The sequence below is a fragment of the Streptomyces sp. CNH189 genome (assembly GCF_000527195.1).
The window spans coordinates 248,306-265,133 of sequence record NZ_AZUS01000003.1 but is presented as its reverse complement, the minus strand read 5'-3'; the positions used below and the strand labels follow the sequence as shown (position 1 = coordinate 265,133).

Genomic DNA, 16,828 nt, shown 5'->3' with positions numbered 1-16,828 from the left:
TTCTCGGAGGTTGCGGCAGGACCGCTACGCGGACGTGCCGGAGAGCACGGGCTCGGGCCGGGGCTCGGCCGACGCGTCGGAGCGACGCCGGCTGACGTGGAGGGCGATGATGCTGACGCCTGCGACGAGCATGGGAAGGGAGAAGACGGTGAAGGCCGCGCCCATCCCCCAGCCGGCGTCGAAGGCCGCGCCGCCGATGACCGGCGCCGCGATGCCCCCGAACCGGCCGATGCCGATGACGACTCCGAAACCGGTCGAGCGGGCCAGCGTCGGGTAGAGCGTCGGGACGATCGCGTAGAAGGCGGCGGTGCCCGAGCAGACGAAGAAGGAGGCCGTGAAGAGGGTCCACCAGGCGGTCGGCATCTCCGAGCCCGCGATGCCGAACAGCGACAGGGTGACGGTGGCCAGCACCAGGAAGACGGGGGCCAGGAAGCGCATGCCGATCCTGCCGCCCAGGTACCCGAAGAGCACGTTGCCGAGGATGCCGCCGATGCTGAAGGCGGTGACCAGCTGCGGGGCCAGCGCCGGGTTGTCGTTGGCCGACGCCACGCTGCTGGGCGCCCAGTTCGTCATGAAGTAGAAACTGAGCATGTAGGCCACGTAGCCGACGATCATGAGCAGCGTGTAGAAGCCGGTCCGGCCGGTGAACACGGTGCGCAGCGAACCCTTGGCCTTGACGTCGGTGGAGTCGGGCTCGGGGAGCGCGGCGAGGGCGGGGCGGTGCATTCTCGCCAGCAGCGCGTTGAGGCGGTGCAGGGAGTCCGGGCGCCGGCCCTCGGAGAGCCAGGCGAGCGACTCGGGGAGGAGGGCGTACGTGGCGACCGCGGCGAACACGCTCAGGCCGAAGCCGATCCACCAGCCGAACTCCCAGCCACGTGTGTCGAGCATCGGGCCGACGATCATCGAGCCGAGCAGTCCGCCGACGTTGATCGCGGCGGCGTAGACGGCCATCACCAGCGAGTACACGCGCTTGCCCGTGTACTCGGCGAGGATGACGCCGACCACCGCCACCAGACAGCCGACGCCGACACCGGTGACGATGCGGCTCACCACGAGGGGCCAGGTCCCGGTCTCCGGCGTGGCGAACGGGCCGATGAACATGCCCGCCGCGATCGTCGTGGTGGCGATGACGCCCATCTTGCGCCGGCCGATGCGGTCGGCGAGCGGTGCGACGATGATCGAGCCCACGAGCATGCCGATCAGGGCCCCCGACATGACAAGTCCGAGTTCGGCCTTCGAGACGCCGAACCCCTTCTCGATGTACGGGGCGGAGAACGACGTCAACGAGACGTCGTAACCGTCCAGCACGACCAGAGTGATCGCGATGACGATGGCGCGGATCTGCAGACCGCTCATCTTTTCTTGCGGGATGTGGTCGGTGATCCTCATGCAAGTCTCCCTGTTCCGGGACAGAGCGGACCCGTGCCATCGCAGCGGCCCGCAAGGAGGACGCGGAACGCGCACCCAGTCGCGTTCCGTCGACGAAAACTAGAAGTTACGTTCTAGAATCGCCATTACAGTGACGAGCGGCCCGGGGTGGTGTCAAGGGGTGCCGGGTGATCGGTTGAACAGGCTGAGCCGGTGAGGGGGACATGCCGACGCATGTGTCGGTAACGTCCGATAGGATGCCGACGCTCGTGTCGTCAAGTGCGAGTAAAAGGCGTGCGTGCCGCGCCTCCCTCGTCCCCGCAGCCCGGAGTTCCCGTGTTCCTTGCCCTACGCGACCTGCGCTTCGCCCGCGGCCGCTTCGCCCTGATGGGCGCCGTGGTCGCCCTCATCGCCGTCCTCGGCGTCCTCCTCTCGGGGCTCGCCTCCGGACTGGCGGACGCCGGTATCTCCGGCCTGCGCGCGCTGCCCGTGACCCACATGGCCTTCGACGAGAAGGCGAGCAGCGAGCAGTTCTCCCGCTCCACCGTCGAGCAGGCGGACTGGGAGGCCTGGTCCGAGGCCCCTGGTGTGAAGCGGGCCGAACCGTTCGGCAACGCCCTGGTCAACGCCCAGGTGACCCAGGGCGAGCAGAAGGGCGAGCAGGTCAACCTCGCCGTCTTCGGCATGGCACCCGACTCGCCCCTGGCCCCGAGCCCCGGCGAGGGCGAGGGGCTGAAGGACGGCGGTGGCGGCATCGTCATCACCCAGGAGATCGCAGACCTGGGCGTGCGCGTCGGGGACGTCCTGACCGCCGACAAGAGCGAGGTCCGGCTGACGGTGACCGGCCTCGTCGACGACACCGTCTCCTACGGCCACATCGGCGTCGCCTACGCCGACCTGGACACCTGGCGCCACCTCCACTACGGCCTGCCCGGCGAGCTGCCCGAGGCCGCGCTGCGCCAGGCCACGGCCGTCGCCCTGACCCTGGAGGACGGCGCCGACGTCACCGCCGTCGAGAAGGCCACCGGCACCCGCGCCGACAGCAAGGAGACCACCTACGGCGCGTCCCCCGGCTACACGGCGGAGTCCAGCACCATGGCCCTGATCAAGGGCTTCCTCTACGCCATCTCCGCCCTGGTCGTCGGTGCCTTCTTCACCGTGTGGACCGTCCAGCGCAAGCCCGAGATCGCCCTGCTGAAGGCGCTCGGCGCCCCCACCGGCTACATCCTGCGCGACGCCCTCGCCCAGGTCGTCGCCGTCCTCGTCGCCGCCACGGCCGTGGGCACCGCCGCCGGTCTCGCCCTGGGCAGCGCGATGATCGGCAAGGCGCCGTTCTCCCTGTCCGCCTCCGCCATCGCCACGTCCGCCGGCCTGCTCATCGGCCTGGGGACCGTGGGCGCCGTCGTCGCCGTCCGCCGCATCACCGCCGTCGATCCCCTGACCGCCCTGGGAGCCACCCGATGACCACGACCAGCACCGACCACCGGGCCACCCCGGACGCCACCGGCTCCGGCGGACTGCGCCTGCACGGCGTCAGCCTGACCCTCGGGGACGGCGACACCGCCGTCACCGCCCTCGACCACGTCGAACTGACGGTCGCCCCGGGCGAGTTCGTCGCCGTCGTCGGCCCCTCGGGATCCGGCAAGTCCAGCCTGCTCGCCGTCGCCGGCGGGCTCCAGCGGCCCACCTCGGGCACGGTGCACATCGCCGGCACGGAGCTGACCGCCCTGTCCGACAAGGAACGCACGGCGGCCCGCCGGCGCCACATCGGTTTCGTCTTCCAGCAGTCCAACCTGCTCGCGTCCCTGACCGTCCGGGAACAGCTGCTGTTGCCCCTGCACATCGACGGACGCCTGGACGCCGCGGCCCGGGCCCGGGCCGACGAGCTCATCGAGGCGGTCGACCTGGCACACCGCGCGGGCTCGCGTCCGCACCAGCTGTCCGGAGGCGAACGCCAGCGCGCCGGTCTCGCCCGCGCGCTGATGACCTCACCCGCCGTCCTGCTGGTGGACGAGCCCACCTCGGCGCTGGACCGCGAGCGATCCGCGGAAGCGGTACGGCTGATCGCCGAACAGACCCACCGGCACGGCACCGCGACCGTCATGGTCACCCACGACACGGCGATAATGGACGCCGCCGACCGGGTGCACGAGATGGTCGACGGCCGGCTGTCCTGAACCGGGCGGCGGCCGGCGCCCGTGCCGCCCGGCCCCGTCCATCTGCCAGGAGTCCCACCCGCATGCCGAAGATCAACGCCGCCACCGTCGCCGAACACCGTGCGCACCAGCGCGAGACGCTGATCGGCGCGGCGATCGACATCCTGGTGAACGAGGGCGCCGTCGCCGTCACCCCGGCGGCGGTCGGCGCCCGCGCGGGCCTGGCACGCTCCAGCGTGTACCAGTACTTCGACTCCTCGGCGGCCCTGCTGGCCACCGTCACCGAGGAGGCATTCCGGCGGTCCAACGAGGCACTCGCCCGCGCGATGGCCACCGCGGAGGGCCCGGTGGAGCGGGTCGAGGCGTTCTTCCGGGAAAGCCTGCGCCTCGGCGCCGAGGGCGCCCACCGGCCGGCCGCCGCGCTCATGAACGCCGGTCTCCCGCCCGCCTGCCAGGAGCGGCTGGTCGAGCTCCACCTGGAGCAGGTCGAGCCGTTCCGCGCGGCCGTCCGGGAGCTCGGCGCCCCTGAGCCCGCCCTCACCGCGGACCTGATCGCCGGGATGCTCCACACGGCCCTGGCCGCCGTGGACGGCGGCGCCCCGCTCGACACGGTCACCGGGCGCACGCTGGACCTGGTGCGCCGCTGCCTCGGTCCGCACGGCGGCGCGGCGGGTCCGGCATGACACCGGAACCGGCACGGCGGCGCGGCGGGTCCGGCATGACACCGGAACCCGCCGCACCGGCTCCCCCTCGGAACAGGGCTTCTCAGCGCCGCAGGGTCAGCAGACCCGGGCGGTAGGGCAGCAGGCCGTAGTCACCTCCGGAGTTGGGGCTGCGGCCCTGGTACAGCAGTTGCAGGTTGCAGGGGTCGACGGTCATGGTCTGGTCCGCACTGGTCCGCAGCAGCTCGCCGTGACTGATGTCGTTGGTCCAGGTGGCACCGCTGTTGGCCTTGCCGGCGAAGGGGTTGCTCTCCGTCGCGGCCTGGGGCGTCCAGTTGCCGCCCAGGCTGGTCGCGGTGAACGAGCGGAAGTACCGGCCCTGCGAGCCGATCGCCTCGACGATCATGAGGTAGCGGTTCTGACCCTGCAGTTTGTACACCTGCGGGGCTTCGAACAGGTTGTCGGTCGTGTCGCTCATGACCACGGTCGAGGTCGAGCCGAAGCTGCCGGGGAAGTTCCCGATCGGCATGCTCGCCCGGTAGATCTTGCCGTTGTCGCCGGCGAAGAACAGGTACATGTTCGTGCCGTCACCGATGAGTGCCTGGTCGATGGGGCCCGTTCCGGAGCCGGAGATGCTCCCGGAGAACAGCACCTGCTCGGACGACCAGCCGTTGGGGTTGGTGGGGTCGGTCGACGTCCGGTAGGAGAAGGCGGTACCGCCCCACTGGTAGGCCAGCACCCAGATGTTCTTCGGCGCGAAGTAGAACAGGCTCGGGGCGACCGTGGAGTTGTTCATCGCGTTCTGGCTCGCCGAGCCCATCTCCGACCAGGCCCCGAACAGACCGAAGTTCATCGAACCCCAGCGCGTCCCCGCGTCGTGCGTGGTCGCGTAGACGAGCTGCTTGCCGTTGTAGGGGGCGACGGTGAAGTCCTTGAGCGACACCCATCCCTGCCGCGGCTGCGCCAGCGCGCCGCTGGAGCTCCAGCGGTAGCTCGACGGCAGGTCACAGACGCCGGGGTCGCCGGGGTTGCCGGTGTCCGAGCCGACCTTGACGAGTTGCCACTGCTGGTTGGTTCCGCCCCAGTCGTCGTACTGGACGACGTTCGCGTTGTCGGCGGTGGAGGCGCCCTGCACCTCCAGGGCCTTGCCGCTGTGGCGGGAGATGAGGCGTACGTGGCCGTCCGGGCTGTCGGCCAGCCGCCACTGCTGGTTGGTGGCGTTCAGGTCGGACCACTGGACGATCGAACCGCCGTTCGCCGTCGACCAGTTGTGGACGTCCAGCACCTTGCCGGAGTGGCGGGACCTGATGCGGTACCAGCCGTTGCCGGAGTCGACGAACTGCCACTGCTGCTGCGCCTGGTCGTTCCTCGCCCACTGGGTGATCCGGGCGCCGTCGTTCGTCGCCAGGTTGTAGACGTCCAGCGCCTTGCCGCTGTTGCGGTTCACCAGCACGTACGAGGCGTTGGTGTCCACCGTCGCGGCCTCGGCGGGCTGCGCGCCGAGGAAGGTGGCGAGCAGCAGCAGGGGAGCGAGGACACCGAGCAAACGTCTGGAACGGACCGGAAGGGTGTGGCGAAGCCACATGGGACGGCCTCCTCGAAGTGGGGGGGGAGATGACGCCGGCGAACGGTGCGGAGCGGCCACCGCGCAGGGCGGAGAGGGGGTTCGAATGTTTCGAAGTAATTCCGGCTCTGTGACGCCACAAGGTAGAAAGCGGAGGGCATCCGGTCAAGGCCTGTCGCCGATCTGGCCGCAAACAACCGCTAGTTCGGGGCTTACTGAGCGTCTGCACCGGGATGCGAAAGTTTCGAAAGAGGAACAGAAACTTTTTCTGCCGCGAGGGTTGACGCGTACTCAGCAAACCCCAATCATCCTGTCTGGCAACCCGACCGCAGTTCGAAATGACGAACTAACTGTCCTGTGCGGACATGCCGCACCACACAGAGCCGCGCACAGCCGCACGACGGATCCACGCACCGCAGGCAGTCCTTCCGGGTCCCCCCGGCCCCGCGCTGTCGGTCGGGTGATCCGTCATACCTACCTTGGAGGCACAGCAATGGGCTCCTATGCCCTCCCCAGAGCCGCCGGCCGGCGGACATTCCGCGTCCTGCTCCCCACGCTGCTCGTCGGCGCACTCGGTGCGGTCGGCGCGCTGGCCGCGCCCCCGCCGGCCGCCCATGCCGCCGAGTCGACCCTCGGCGCCGCGGCGGCGCAGAGCGGCCGCTACTTCGGCGTCGCCGTCGCCGCGAACCGCCTCAGCGACTCGACCTACGCGTCGATCGCGAACCGCGAGTTCAACTCGGTGACGGCCGAGAACGAGATGAAGATCGACGCCACGGAGCCGCAGCGGGGCCAGTTCAACTTCTCCAACGCCGACCGCATCTACAACTGGGCGGTGCAGAACGGCAAGGAGGTGCGCGGTCACACGCTGGCCTGGCACTCCCAGCAGCCCGGCTGGATGCAGAGCCTCGGCGGCAGCGCGCTGCGCCAGGCGATGATCGACCACATCAACGGCGTGATGGCCCACTACAAGGGCAAGATCGCGCAGTGGGACGTGGTGAACGAGGCCTTCGCCGACGGCAACTCGGGCGCCCGGCGTGACTCCAACCTGGAGCGCAGCGGCAGCGACTGGATCGAGGTGGCCTTCCGCACCGCGCGCGCCGCCGACCCGTCCGCCAAGCTCTGCTACAACGACTACAACGTCGAGGACTGGACCTGGGCCAAGACCCAGGCCATGTACCGCATGGTGAAGGACTTCAAGCAGCGCGGCGTGCCGATCGACTGCGTCGGCTTCCAGTCGCACTTCAACAGCGGCAGCCCCTACAACAGCAACTTCCGCACCACCCTGCGGGAGTTCGCCGCGCTCGGCGTCGACGTCGCCATCACCGAGCTGGACATCCAGGGCGCCTCGCCGAACACCTACGCGGCCGTGGTCAACGACTGCCTCGCCGTCTCCCGCTGCCTCGGCGTGACCGTGTGGGGCGTGCGTGACATGGACTCGTGGCGTTCGGGGGACACCCCGCTGCTGTTCAACAACGACGGCAGCAAGAAGCAGGCGTACAGCGCCGTGCTGAACGCCCTCAACGCGGGCACCGGCGGCGACCCGGACCCGGACCCGGAGCCGGGTGACGGCACCGCCGTCAAGGGCGTCGGCTCGAACCGCTGCCTGGACGTGCCGAACGCCGGCACGTCCGACGGCACGCAGGTGCAGCTGTACGACTGCAACGGCCGCACCAACCAGCAGTGGGAGCTCACCTCTTCCGGTGAGCTGAGGGTCTACGGCAACAAGTGCCTGGACGCCGCCGGCACTGCCAACGGCGCCAAGGTCCAGATCTACAGCTGCTGGGGCGGCGACAACCAGAAGTGGCGCCTGAACTCCGACGGTTCCATCGTCGGCGTCCAGTCCGGCCGCTGCCTCGACGCCGTCGGCGCCGGCACCGCCAACGGCACCCAGGTCCAGATCTACACCTGCTCGGGCGGCAGCAACCAGCGCTGGACCCGCGCCTGACCGACCCTTCTCCACGACCGTGAGGGTCACCGCCTCGTACGGCGGTGGCCCTCATGACTGTCTCCCGTTCGCTGCCGAGGCGCGGTCAGCGGCCGTACGACAGCCCGTACCCGGACGGGAAGAGGACCTCGGCCGGGTCGTCGGCGCGCTGGACGGGGACCGGAAGCGTGCCGCGCGGTGCGACCCGTCCGGCGATCACCCGGGCCGCGGCGCGCAGTTCGACCTCGGTCCAGCAGTAGGAGGCCAAGGAGGCGCGGACACCGCCGAGGTGGGCGATGTCGTACGGGTTGCGCACGGCGAGATGCACGACGGGTACGCCGGTGGCGAGCAGCCGGGACACCAGGGTGCGCTGGGCGCCGTCGGCGTCGACGTTGTCGGTGGTGACCACCACCGCGTCCCGCCCCCGTGCGGCGGCCACGGCGGCCTCGATCGCGGCGGCGTCGGGCGACCGGCCGGTGACGAGGTGGGTGGTGCCGTAACCCAAAGCGTCGAACTCCTTGGCCAGTTCGGGCACCGTGCTCCGGGTGTCGTCGGTCGGGAAGGCCGGGCTGGCGCCGACCACCAGCAGCTCGTGCTGCCCGCGGCGCAGCGGGAGCGTGCGGCCCTCGTTGACCAGCAGGGTGGTGGTGCGCTCGGCGATCCGGTCGGCGGCGAGCCGGTGCTGCCGGGAGCCGACGACCCGGTCGACCTCCCTGGGGGAAGTGAGGGGGCTGCCGCTGAGGAGTCCGGCCTTGTCCTTGAGGCGGAGGATCCGCAGTACGGACTCGTCGAGCCGCTTCTCGGTGATCTCTCCGTCGCGGACGGCGGCCAGGACGCCGTGGTAGGCGACGTCGATGTCCGGCGGGAACAGCAGTTGGTCGGCCCCGGCCTTGAGCGCGAGGACGGGCACGCGGTCGTCGCCGTACTTGGTGCGCACGCCGGCCATGTTGAGGGCGTCGGTGACGATCACCCCGTCGAACCCGAGCTCGCCGCGCAGCACGCCCTGGAGGATCGTGGGCGACAGGGTGGCCGGATCGTTGCTCGGGTCGAGCGCGGGGACCTGGAGGTGCGCGGTCATGATCGAGTCGACGCCGGCGGCGATGGCGGCCCGGAAGGGCGGGGCGTCGATACGGTCCCACTCCTCCCGAGTGTGGGTGATCACGGGCAGCTCGGTGTGGCTGTCCTGCCCGGTGTCGCCGTGGCCCGGGAAGTGCTTGGCGCAGGCCACGACGCCGGCGCGCTGGTAGCCGGCCACCTGGGCCGCCACCATGCGGCCCACCTCGCGGGCGTCGGCGCCGAAGGAACGGATGTTGATGACGGGGTTGGCCGGATTGACGTTGACGTCGGCGACCGGGGCGAAGTTCTGGTGGATGCCCAGGACGGCGAGTTCCGTGCCCGAGATGCGGGCGGCCGTGCGGGCGTCGGAGGGCGAGTGGCCCGCGCCGAGCGCCATCGCGCCCGGCAACTGGGTGGCCCCGCTGCCGACGCGGACGTTGGCCCCGTGCTCCTGGTCGATGGAGATCAGGGAGGGGACGGGTGTGGGCAGGGACAGCGAGGCCCGCTGCACACCGTTCGTCAGCTCGGCCACCTGACGCGGGTTGTGGATGTTGTTCGTCCAGCCCGAGAAGAGGATGACCCCGCCGAGGTGGTACTTGGCGACGAGCTCGGCGACGGTACGGACGCCGAGTTCACGAAGGTTGCGCTCCTGGTCGGCCTGGCTGGGCGAGGTCGCCGACGCGCCGTAGAAGTAGGGCACGAACAGCTGGCCGACCTTGGCCTCGACGCTCATCCTTGCGATGATCTTCTTCAGGCGCTTGTCGCGCCCGTGCGCGGCGGCGGGCGCGGCCGCCACACCCGCGAGGCCCGTCGCGCCGGCGGCGACCAGGGTCGCGGAGGCGAGGACGGACCGCCTGGACAGACTCCGGTCCTGCATGCGGACATGCTCCTTCCGGCCTGTGGGGCACGGGAGTTGAAGGAAACGCGAAGGGCTCCGAACAGCGGGCAACGTAGCCCGCGGGGGAGGGGCGGGACAAGAGGTCTAGACAAAACTGGTCCGGACGAAAGACGGGAAGGGAGTGACCCCGCCCGGAAGACGACAGCCTCCCGGTGACCTCGTCGCGCCGCGCGACGCACCCCGCCGGAACCGCCGCCTACAGCCAGTCGTGCGTCCACGCGTAGCGGGCCGCCTCGTGGCGGGTGCGGGTCTGGGTCTTCTGCATGGCGTTCGACAGGTAGTTGCGTACGGTGCCCTCGGCCAGGTGCAGGCGGGTGGCGATGTCGGCGACGGAGTAGCCGTCGCGGGTGCCGCGCAGGACGTCGACCTCGCGGTCGGTGAGCGGGCAGTCGTCGACGACGGCGAGCGCGGAGACGTCGGGGTCGATCCACCGCTTGCCCGCGTGCAAGGTGGTGATCACGAAGGTGATGTGCGCCGGCTCCGCCGACTTGCTGACGAAGCCCTGGACGCCGAGCTTCAGGGCCTTGCGCAGCACACCCGGCCGGGCGTGCCGGGTCAGCATGAGGATCACCTGGTCCGGCAGGGTACGGCGGATCTCGGCGACCGCGCCCAGGCCGTCCACCCCGGGCATCTCGAGGTCGATGACGAGCACGTCGGGCCGGTGTTCGAGAGTCGCCCGGACCGCGGATTCGCCGTCCTGAGCCTCGGCGAGCACGGTGATCCCGTCCTCCAGGGTCAGCAGCGCCGCCAGCGCTTTGCGCAGCAGAGCCTCGTCGTCGGCCAGCACCACCGTCGTCATCCGTCCGACCTCCCGTTGGGGAACCGGGCGCGGGTGAGGAAGCGCCCGTCCCTCTTCTCCGCCGTCAGTTCGCCCCCGTTGTCGGCGACGCGCTCCCTGAGCGTGGACAGTCCGCCCAGTCCGGACAGGGGCGTGGTGCCCGCGCCGTCGTTGAGGACGGCGATGCCTGCCTCGGAGAGCGTGATCCTCACGTACGTGGCCTGCGCATGGCGCAGGATGTTGGTCGTCGTCTCGCGCAGTACCTGGCCGAGCAGCTCGTTGGCCCGCTCGTCGACGTCGGCCTCCCGCTCGACCCGGACGTGGATGCCGGCGGCCTCGAAGAGGTTCTTGGCGTTCTCCAGCTCGGCGGAGAGGTTGAGCCGTCGCTGTGCGTAGGCGAGCTCCTTGGTCTGGGCGATGGTGTCGCCGACGAGGGCGCGCACCTCGCCCAGTTCCTCTCCCGCGCGCCCGATGTCGGTTCGCAGCAGCTTCTCGGCCAGCGTGATCTTCAGCTTCACCACGTGCAGGGTGTGTCCCTGGATGTCGTGCAGGTCGCTGGCGAACCGCATGCGTTCCTTCACGACGGCGAGTTCCGCCTCCCGCTCCCGCGCGTCCTCCAGTTCCTCGACGAGGTCGTAGAAGACCTGGCCGGCGAACAGGCTGCCGACCATCACCACGGTGACGCCCGCCGGGAGCAGGACGTACAGGAGCAGGACGTCCGTCGCGTCGTCCGGCGCGATGAGCACCTTCACCGCGCCCACGAGGGCGACGAAGGCGACCAGTCCGACGGCGGCCGCGACGCGACGGCGCGCCAGTTTGGGGGCGTAGAGCGAGCCGACGACGGAAACACCGTAGAACGCGGCGTGGGCATCGAGTGCCGGCGCGCCGACGATCCACACGGCCGCCGTGATGACCAGGCACGGAAGAACGACGCGCGGGATACCGACCGCCGTCCACCGTACGGAGGCGACGAACGCGGCGATCGCGCCGGTGCTCAGGACGAGAACCTGCGGCCAGGTCCGGGCGGTGACGGCCACCACGAGCGTGCCCGCCGTAAGCGTGACGACGGCCATCGTGACGACGTTCAGCCGGCGCAGCCGCTCGCGTGTCTGCGCACGGGGTCCGGTGGTCACGGCGCCGGCCCGCCTCGATGTCACCGCGGGATCCGCCGGCCGTCCAGCCATGACTCCATGGGACCAGGATAGAGACCGGTGCCGGGGCGCCGGAGGGTGAAGGCGTCGGGGCTGCTCGTCGGCAGGACGCGCTGGGACCGGGTGTCCATGGGAGCTCTCTCCGGAATCGGACGGCGGGGTCGGGTCCGAAGTGTTCCCCGTTTCTTCGGTCACCACCAGTGACACCACGTCATGCTCGCACCCCGACAAATGTCACGGACCGGTGGTGACACCACGCCACTGCCGGGCATCCCGAGTTTCGGGTGCAATCGGTACATGACCTCCACGACCGTCATCGACGTTGACCGGCTCAACCTCAGCTACGGCGGCTTCCACGCCGTGAAGGACCTGTCGTTCCATGTGCGGAAGGGAGAGCTGTACGCGCTGCTCGGAACCAACGGGGCCGGTAAGACCTCCACCCTGGAGACGGTCGAAGGTCACCGCGTGGCCGACTCGGGCACCGTGCGCGTCTTCGGGCGCAGCCCTCGGGAGCGGCGGGCCGTGCGCTCCCGGATGGGCATCATGCTGCAGGAGAGCGGATTCTCTCCGGACCTGACGGTGAAGGAGTCCGTGAGGCTGGTCGGCACACTGTCCCGGCGTACCGACACTGTCGAACGTGTGCTCGATATTGTCGACCTGAAGCGCAAGGCCGACACCAAGGTGTCCCAGCTGTCCGGGGGGGAGAAGCGGCGTCTGGACTTCGCCACCGCCGTCTACGGCCGGCCCGAGCTGATCTTCCTCGACGAGCCCACCACCGGTCTGGACATCCAGTCCCGCGACGCCCTGTGGCGGGCCGTGGAGAGACTGCGCGAGGACGGCTCCACCGTGGTGCTGACCACCCACTACCTGGAGGAAGCCCAACAGCACGCCGATCGCATCGGGCTCATGCACAAGGGCACCTTCCACCAGGAAGGCACCGTCTCCGAGCTGACCCGGACCCTGCCGGCCACCATCCGCTTCTCCCTGGCGACCCCCGCGCCGGCGCCGTTGCCGCTGTTGGCCGGCGACGCCGGCGCCGGGGGGAAGTTCCTGATCGAGACCTTCGACCTGCCGCACGACCTCTACACCCTGCTCGGCTGGGCGCACACCCACGGAGTCGAACTGCGCGACCTCGAAGCCGGACCGACCCGGCTCGACGACGTTTTCCGGGCGATCAGCAGCGACTGATGCATCGGGAGGTCCGGCCGACCACCGGCAGCGGCCGCCCTCGCCCCCATGCGCCGGAACCACACAGGAATGAAACATCACGATGCTCTCCATCGCTCTCAGCGAGCTGATCCAGATCTTCCGCAACCGGCTGGTGCTACTGACCAGTTTCGTCATCCCGATCGCGCCGTGCGCCTTCTTCATCTACCGGCACGAGGTCTTCGCCGACCTGGGCAGCCTCGGATACATCGCCGCGGTGGTGATGTTCACCGTGGGAGCGTTCGGGCTCTACACGACCACGGTGACCACACTGGCCTCGCGACGCCAGAACCTCTTCCTCAAGCGGCTGCGCAGCACCCCGGCGAGTGACGCGGCGATTCTCGTCGGGCTGATGCTCCCGGTCACCGTCCTCGCGATCGTGCAGGTGGTCGTCATCCTCACCGTGCTGGCAGCTGTCACCGGAGCTCCGGACAGCCTCCCGCTGCTGGCGGCGGCGGTCGGTTCCACCGTGGCCATGATGCTCGCCCTGGGCCTGGCCACGGCGGGACTGACAAACTCCCCCGAGCACGCCCAGGTGACCACCCTGCCCGTCAGCCTCGGTGCCATCGGTGTCTCCACCTGGGTGGGGATCACCGGGACCCAGGAACTCACCGAACTCAAGCGGCTTCTCCCCGGCGGCTCGGCCACCGAACTCGTCCTCAACGCCTGGAACGGCGGTGTCTCCGTGGCGGACTCCCTGCCGCTGCTGCTGCCGACGGTGATCTGGGTCGTCGTCGCGGTCGTGCTCGCCTCCCGCATGTTCCGATGGGAACCGCGTCGCTGACCTCGCCTTCCGATCCGCAAGATCCACTACTGGAAGGGGCTCATCAGTGCACGAGACGCACCCAGCGACAACCGGTCCCTGCCGCGCGGCGGATGTTCCGCCGGGAGTCCCGCAGGTGAGACGGGCATGAAGGGGACGGTCCAGCCCATCGCGAAGCACGAGGGCCGAGGGGCCGACGGGACGTTCAGGCCCGGAGGCGCTGGAAGAGATGACAGCGTGACCGGCGGCGAGGCTCGACAGGGCACGCAGGCCGGGAGCGCACCGCCGTCGGCGCCCGCGGATGACGAACACCCTGTCCGCAGCACGATGGCCGCCATGTTCTCCCTGGGGGACGACCTGACGGTCGTCGCCGGTCTGAACGAACGACTGGCCACCCTGTACCGCACCCCTGGGGCGGAACCCGGCGAGCGGGTGCGTTCGGTGTCCTCCACCTCGATCGACAGCATTCACGCGGCGGAAGAAGGTACTGACGAATGAACCAGCAGCCCGATGAGCCACCCGTCGAGGCAAGGGCGGATGCGCCCCCCGAGGCGCACAGCTCCGACCCCCCGACCCTGCCCGAGGACCTCCTGCTTCTCCTCTTCCAACCCGAGCAGGGCGTTATCGCGGGCGAGAACACTCTCTTCTACGCGCTCGCCGGAGCCGTGCTCGCGGACCTCGCCCTCCAGGGATCGGTGGCGGCAAGGAGAACCCGCGCCGCGTCCATCGATGTGGAAGCGGTCCAGGACAAGGCGCCTTCGGACGAGATCCTTCTCTCTGCCTGGAAGTACCTGTCGGACAGACCCCGTGGCGTCCAGACCGTACTTCCGGCAATCGGTCCGACACTCCGCCGGCCCGTGCTGAACCGCCTCCTCGCCCGCGGGGACATGCGCGAGGAGAAGCGCAAAGTACTCGCTCTTTTCAACACCACCGTCCTCAAGGACGGACACAACGGGCGACGGGCCGGCCTCGTCAAGGACGTCCGCGACGTCCTCGTCGACGGCAAGGAACCCACCGCTCGTACGGCCGCACTGGCCGCACTGATCTGGGGCAGTGGCACGCTCCACCAGTTCGACCCGGAGATCCCCTGGAACTCATCAGTGATCGACCGAGCGCGAGAACTGGAACAGGGCAACTGGGGCGCCGGAGCCACCGGCGAAGCGGTCGCACGCACCATGACCGCTGCCATCGTCAACAACGTCATCAGCGCGACGACGTCGCCGTCGCCGCAGCAGTGAGCCTCTTCAGCTGTGCGCCGGCGGCATCGGCCGAATGGAGGAGGCGCCGATGATCTCGCTACGCTTCCCCCATGAACGCAACACCGCGGTGGCTGACCCCGGAGCAGCAGGCGGCCTGGGACGGTTTCATCCGCATGCAGGAGAAGCTCATCGGGCGCCTTTCCCGAAACGTCCAGGCTGACTCCCGTATGTCCGCCGCCGATTTCATCGTGCTGGCCAAGCTCACCGAAGCCGGCGGGCGGATGCGTTTCATGGACCTGACCAAGCTGGTGGAGTGGGAGAAGAGCCGCATGTCCCACCAGGTCGGACGGATGGCGAAGCGCGGGCTGGTGGCCAAGGAGGAATGCCCCGACGACGGGCGCGGAGCCTTCATCGTCGCCACCCCGGCCGGCTACCAGGCGATCGAGGACGCCGCGCCCCTGCATGTCGAGCACGTCCGCCGACTGTTCATCGACGCTCTGACCGAGGACGAGCTCGCCACGATGGCCCGGATCTCGGCCCGTGTCCTCGCGCACCTGGAGAAGCAGCCCGACTGAAGCGCCGGCTCGCGGCCGCGTTGCCTGTCCGGTGCCAGGCGCGGGTGTGAGGCCTGCGCCTGCGCGCACCGCTCCGGACGAGGCTCGCGCCGCGAACCAGCGGGTGCCGGACGGGAGGGCACTCAGCCGAGCTGTGCCTTCAGCCACCGCAGCACATCCGGTGTAACCGGGTCGGTGATGTCAGCGAACTCGTCGTGGCGCTTGAGGAACTTGGCGACGTAGGGGCAGACCGGGACGATCCGCTTTCCGGATGCGCGCACGTCGTCGAGTGCCTGCTGGACCAACCGCGAGGCCAGCCCCTGGCCGGCGAAGGCCTCGTCGATCTCCGTGTGGAAGAAGACGCGCTGCCCGTTCAGGTCGCGGTACTCGGTCAGTCCCGCGCGACGGCCGTCGACGAGGATCTCGTACCGGTGATCGGCGTCGTTGCGCTCGACGGTCGTGGTGGTGGAGGTATCGCTCATGGTGTGCCTTTCGTCGGGGAACTCAGCGGGTCGGTGGGTTCCGGCGCGGTGTGATGACGGCGTTCGGCAGGGCGGGTGCGGGTAGCCGGCCGACGGGGGAGTTCTCGATGACCCCGAAGCGGTCGGAGGAGGCTTCCCAGTCCTCGCGGGCTTTCATGATGTCCTCATGACTGCGGCCGATGAAGTTCCACCACATGACGATCTCCTCCTCGAAGGGAGGTCCTCCGAGGAGGATGGTCCGCGCCGGGGCATCGGTCTCGTTCACCATGGTCACCGTGTCCGCGCCGGGAGGGGCGTAGCCGAGTTCGGCGGAACGCAGCGGAGTGCCGGCCAGGCTGATCTCCCCGCTGTCCACGAGAAGGCCGTGCTCGAAAGCCGCGTCCACGGCCAGAGTGAGCGTTGTGCGGGGTTCGATGACGATCTCTGCGCCGAGCAGCGGCGTGAAGGTCCTGACCGGGGAGGCCTGACCGGCGAGCGAGCCCAGGAAGACCCTGATGCCGGCCCCGTCGACCTGGGCGAGTTCGGGCGCGTGGTGCTGGAAGTCCCGCGCGGCGTCGCGGTGTTCCCCGGGCAGCGCGACCCACAGCTGCACGCCGTGGATGACGGTGGTGTCCGGGGTGGAAACCTCCGAGTGGGCGATGCCGTAGCCGCCGGTCATGAGATTCACTTCGCCGGGCCGGATGAAGGCGTGGGTGCCCAGGGTGTCGCGGTGTTCGAACGTGCCGCTGAACAGCCAGCTCACGGTCTGTAGACCGGTGTGGGGATGCGGGGGCAGGTCCATGGCGCCCTGTGTGGTGACCTGGTGCGGGCCGAAGTGATCGGCGAAGCACCAGGCGCCGATCAGTGTGCGCGCCCGCTGGGGCAGGGTCCTCCGCACGTGCATCGCACGTGGCCCGCCGAGGGGGACCTCTCGCGCCGAGAGGACGTCGACCCTGAGGGCTCCGGCGGGGCGGCCCCCGTCGACGGAGGCGCCGCAGCGCAGAGCGGCGACATCGGTCTCCGTGTTGCTCACGTGAAGTACCCCCACGATCTGGTTGTCATGTCAACTAGGATGTCATGGTGACGTG

General features: G+C 69.8%; 16 protein-coding genes. 9 read left to right on the top strand and 7 right to left on the bottom strand.

Features of this window, described 5'->3' with window-relative positions:
* Positions 1-24: 24 nt before the first annotated feature.
* Entirely contained in the window at positions 25-1,389 is a 1,365-nt protein-coding gene (locus B100_RS0106440; protein WP_024883619.1) for an MFS transporter, read from the bottom strand.
* Between the two features lie 315 nt (positions 1,390-1,704).
* Between B100_RS0106440 and B100_RS0106435 the strand changes: the two genes are divergently transcribed.
* The 3 genes from B100_RS0106435 to B100_RS0106425 all read left to right on the top strand — a co-directional run bounded on the left by B100_RS0106435 (position 1,705) and on the right by B100_RS0106425 (position 4,207).
* Entirely contained in the window at positions 1,705-2,832 is a 1,128-nt protein-coding gene (locus B100_RS0106435) for an ABC transporter permease (protein WP_024883618.1), read from the top strand.
* Positions 2,829-3,545 carry an ABC transporter ATP-binding protein gene (locus tag B100_RS0106430; RefSeq protein ID WP_024883617.1) on the top strand — a complete coding sequence of 239 codons (717 nt, stop codon included), beginning with the start codon at positions 2,829-2,831 and terminating at the stop codon, positions 3,543-3,545. The genes B100_RS0106435 and B100_RS0106430 overlap by 4 nt, the downstream gene beginning before the upstream one ends.
* A gap of 62 nt (positions 3,546-3,607) precedes the next feature.
* Positions 3,608-4,207: a TetR/AcrR family transcriptional regulator gene (locus B100_RS0106425; RefSeq protein ID WP_024883616.1), complete on the top strand. Its 600-nt coding sequence runs from the start codon at positions 3,608-3,610 to the stop codon at positions 4,205-4,207.
* An 82-nt stretch (positions 4,208-4,289) separates the two neighbouring features.
* Here B100_RS0106425 and B100_RS0106420 read toward each other — a convergent pair whose 3' ends face one another.
* Positions 4,290-5,771 (bottom strand): non-reducing end alpha-L-arabinofuranosidase family hydrolase, encoded by a 1,482-nt coding sequence (locus B100_RS0106420; RefSeq protein ID WP_024883615.1) that lies wholly within the window; start codon positions 5,769-5,771, stop codon positions 4,290-4,292.
* Between the two features lie 472 nt (positions 5,772-6,243).
* On the opposite strand from B100_RS0106420, the gene B100_RS0106415 reads away from it, so the two are divergent.
* Positions 6,244-7,695 (top strand): endo-1,4-beta-xylanase, encoded by a 1,452-nt coding sequence (locus B100_RS0106415; RefSeq protein ID WP_024883614.1) that lies wholly within the window; start codon positions 6,244-6,246, stop codon positions 7,693-7,695.
* Positions 7,696-7,780: 85 nt separating this feature from the next.
* On the opposite strand, the gene B100_RS0106410 is transcribed toward B100_RS0106415, so the two are convergent.
* From B100_RS0106410 to B100_RS0106400, 3 genes are all read right to left on the bottom strand, one after another.
* Positions 7,781-9,607 (bottom strand): glycoside hydrolase family 3 protein, encoded by a 1,827-nt coding sequence (locus tag B100_RS0106410; protein ID WP_024883613.1) that lies wholly within the window; start codon positions 9,605-9,607, stop codon positions 7,781-7,783.
* Between the two features lie 217 nt (positions 9,608-9,824).
* Positions 9,825-10,427: a response regulator transcription factor gene (locus B100_RS0106405; protein ID WP_024883612.1), complete on the bottom strand. Its 603-nt coding sequence runs from the start codon at positions 10,425-10,427 to the stop codon at positions 9,825-9,827.
* The gene (locus tag B100_RS0106400; RefSeq protein ID WP_024883611.1) at positions 10,424-11,539 is read right to left on the bottom strand and encodes a histidine kinase; all 1,116 of its coding nucleotides are present in this window, start codon (positions 11,537-11,539) and stop codon (positions 10,424-10,426) included. The genes B100_RS0106405 and B100_RS0106400 overlap by 4 nt, the downstream gene beginning before the upstream one ends.
* A 315-nt stretch (positions 11,540-11,854) precedes the next feature.
* Here B100_RS0106400 and B100_RS0106390 point away from each other — a divergent pair, with 315 nt between their 5' ends.
* From B100_RS0106390 to B100_RS0106370, 5 genes are all read left to right on the top strand, one after another.
* Positions 11,855-12,745, top strand: a complete 891-nt coding sequence (locus tag B100_RS0106390) for an ABC transporter ATP-binding protein (protein WP_024883610.1) — start codon at positions 11,855-11,857, stop codon at positions 12,743-12,745.
* Positions 12,746-12,827: 82 nt separating this feature from the next.
* Positions 12,828-13,547 carry an ABC transporter permease gene (locus tag B100_RS0106385; RefSeq protein ID WP_024883609.1) on the top strand — a complete coding sequence of 240 codons (720 nt, stop codon included), beginning with the start codon at positions 12,828-12,830 and terminating at the stop codon, positions 13,545-13,547.
* Between the two features lie 216 nt (positions 13,548-13,763).
* On the top strand, positions 13,764-14,024 hold the full coding sequence (locus B100_RS35030; RefSeq protein WP_037722497.1) for a hypothetical protein: 261 nt from the start codon (positions 13,764-13,766) through the stop codon (positions 14,022-14,024).
* Positions 14,021-14,764 carry a GOLPH3/VPS74 family protein gene (locus tag B100_RS0106375; protein ID WP_024883607.1) on the top strand — a complete coding sequence of 248 codons (744 nt, stop codon included), beginning with the start codon at positions 14,021-14,023 and terminating at the stop codon, positions 14,762-14,764. The genes B100_RS35030 and B100_RS0106375 overlap by 4 nt, the downstream gene beginning before the upstream one ends.
* Positions 14,765-14,835: 71 nt before the next feature.
* On the top strand, positions 14,836-15,300 hold the full coding sequence (locus tag B100_RS0106370; RefSeq protein WP_024883606.1) for a MarR family transcriptional regulator: 465 nt from the start codon (positions 14,836-14,838) through the stop codon (positions 15,298-15,300).
* A gap of 122 nt (positions 15,301-15,422) precedes the next feature.
* Here B100_RS0106370 and B100_RS0106365 read toward each other — a convergent pair whose 3' ends face one another.
* Together B100_RS0106365 and B100_RS0106360 are read right to left on the bottom strand one after the other, a co-directional pair.
* Entirely contained in the window at positions 15,423-15,761 is a 339-nt protein-coding gene (locus B100_RS0106365) for a GNAT family N-acetyltransferase (protein ID WP_024883605.1), read from the bottom strand.
* A 22-nt stretch (positions 15,762-15,783) separates the two neighbouring features.
* Positions 15,784-16,773 carry a pirin family protein gene (locus tag B100_RS0106360; protein WP_024883604.1) on the bottom strand — a complete coding sequence of 330 codons (990 nt, stop codon included), beginning with the start codon at positions 16,771-16,773 and terminating at the stop codon, positions 15,784-15,786.
* Between the last annotated feature and the right edge of the window lie 55 nt (positions 16,774-16,828).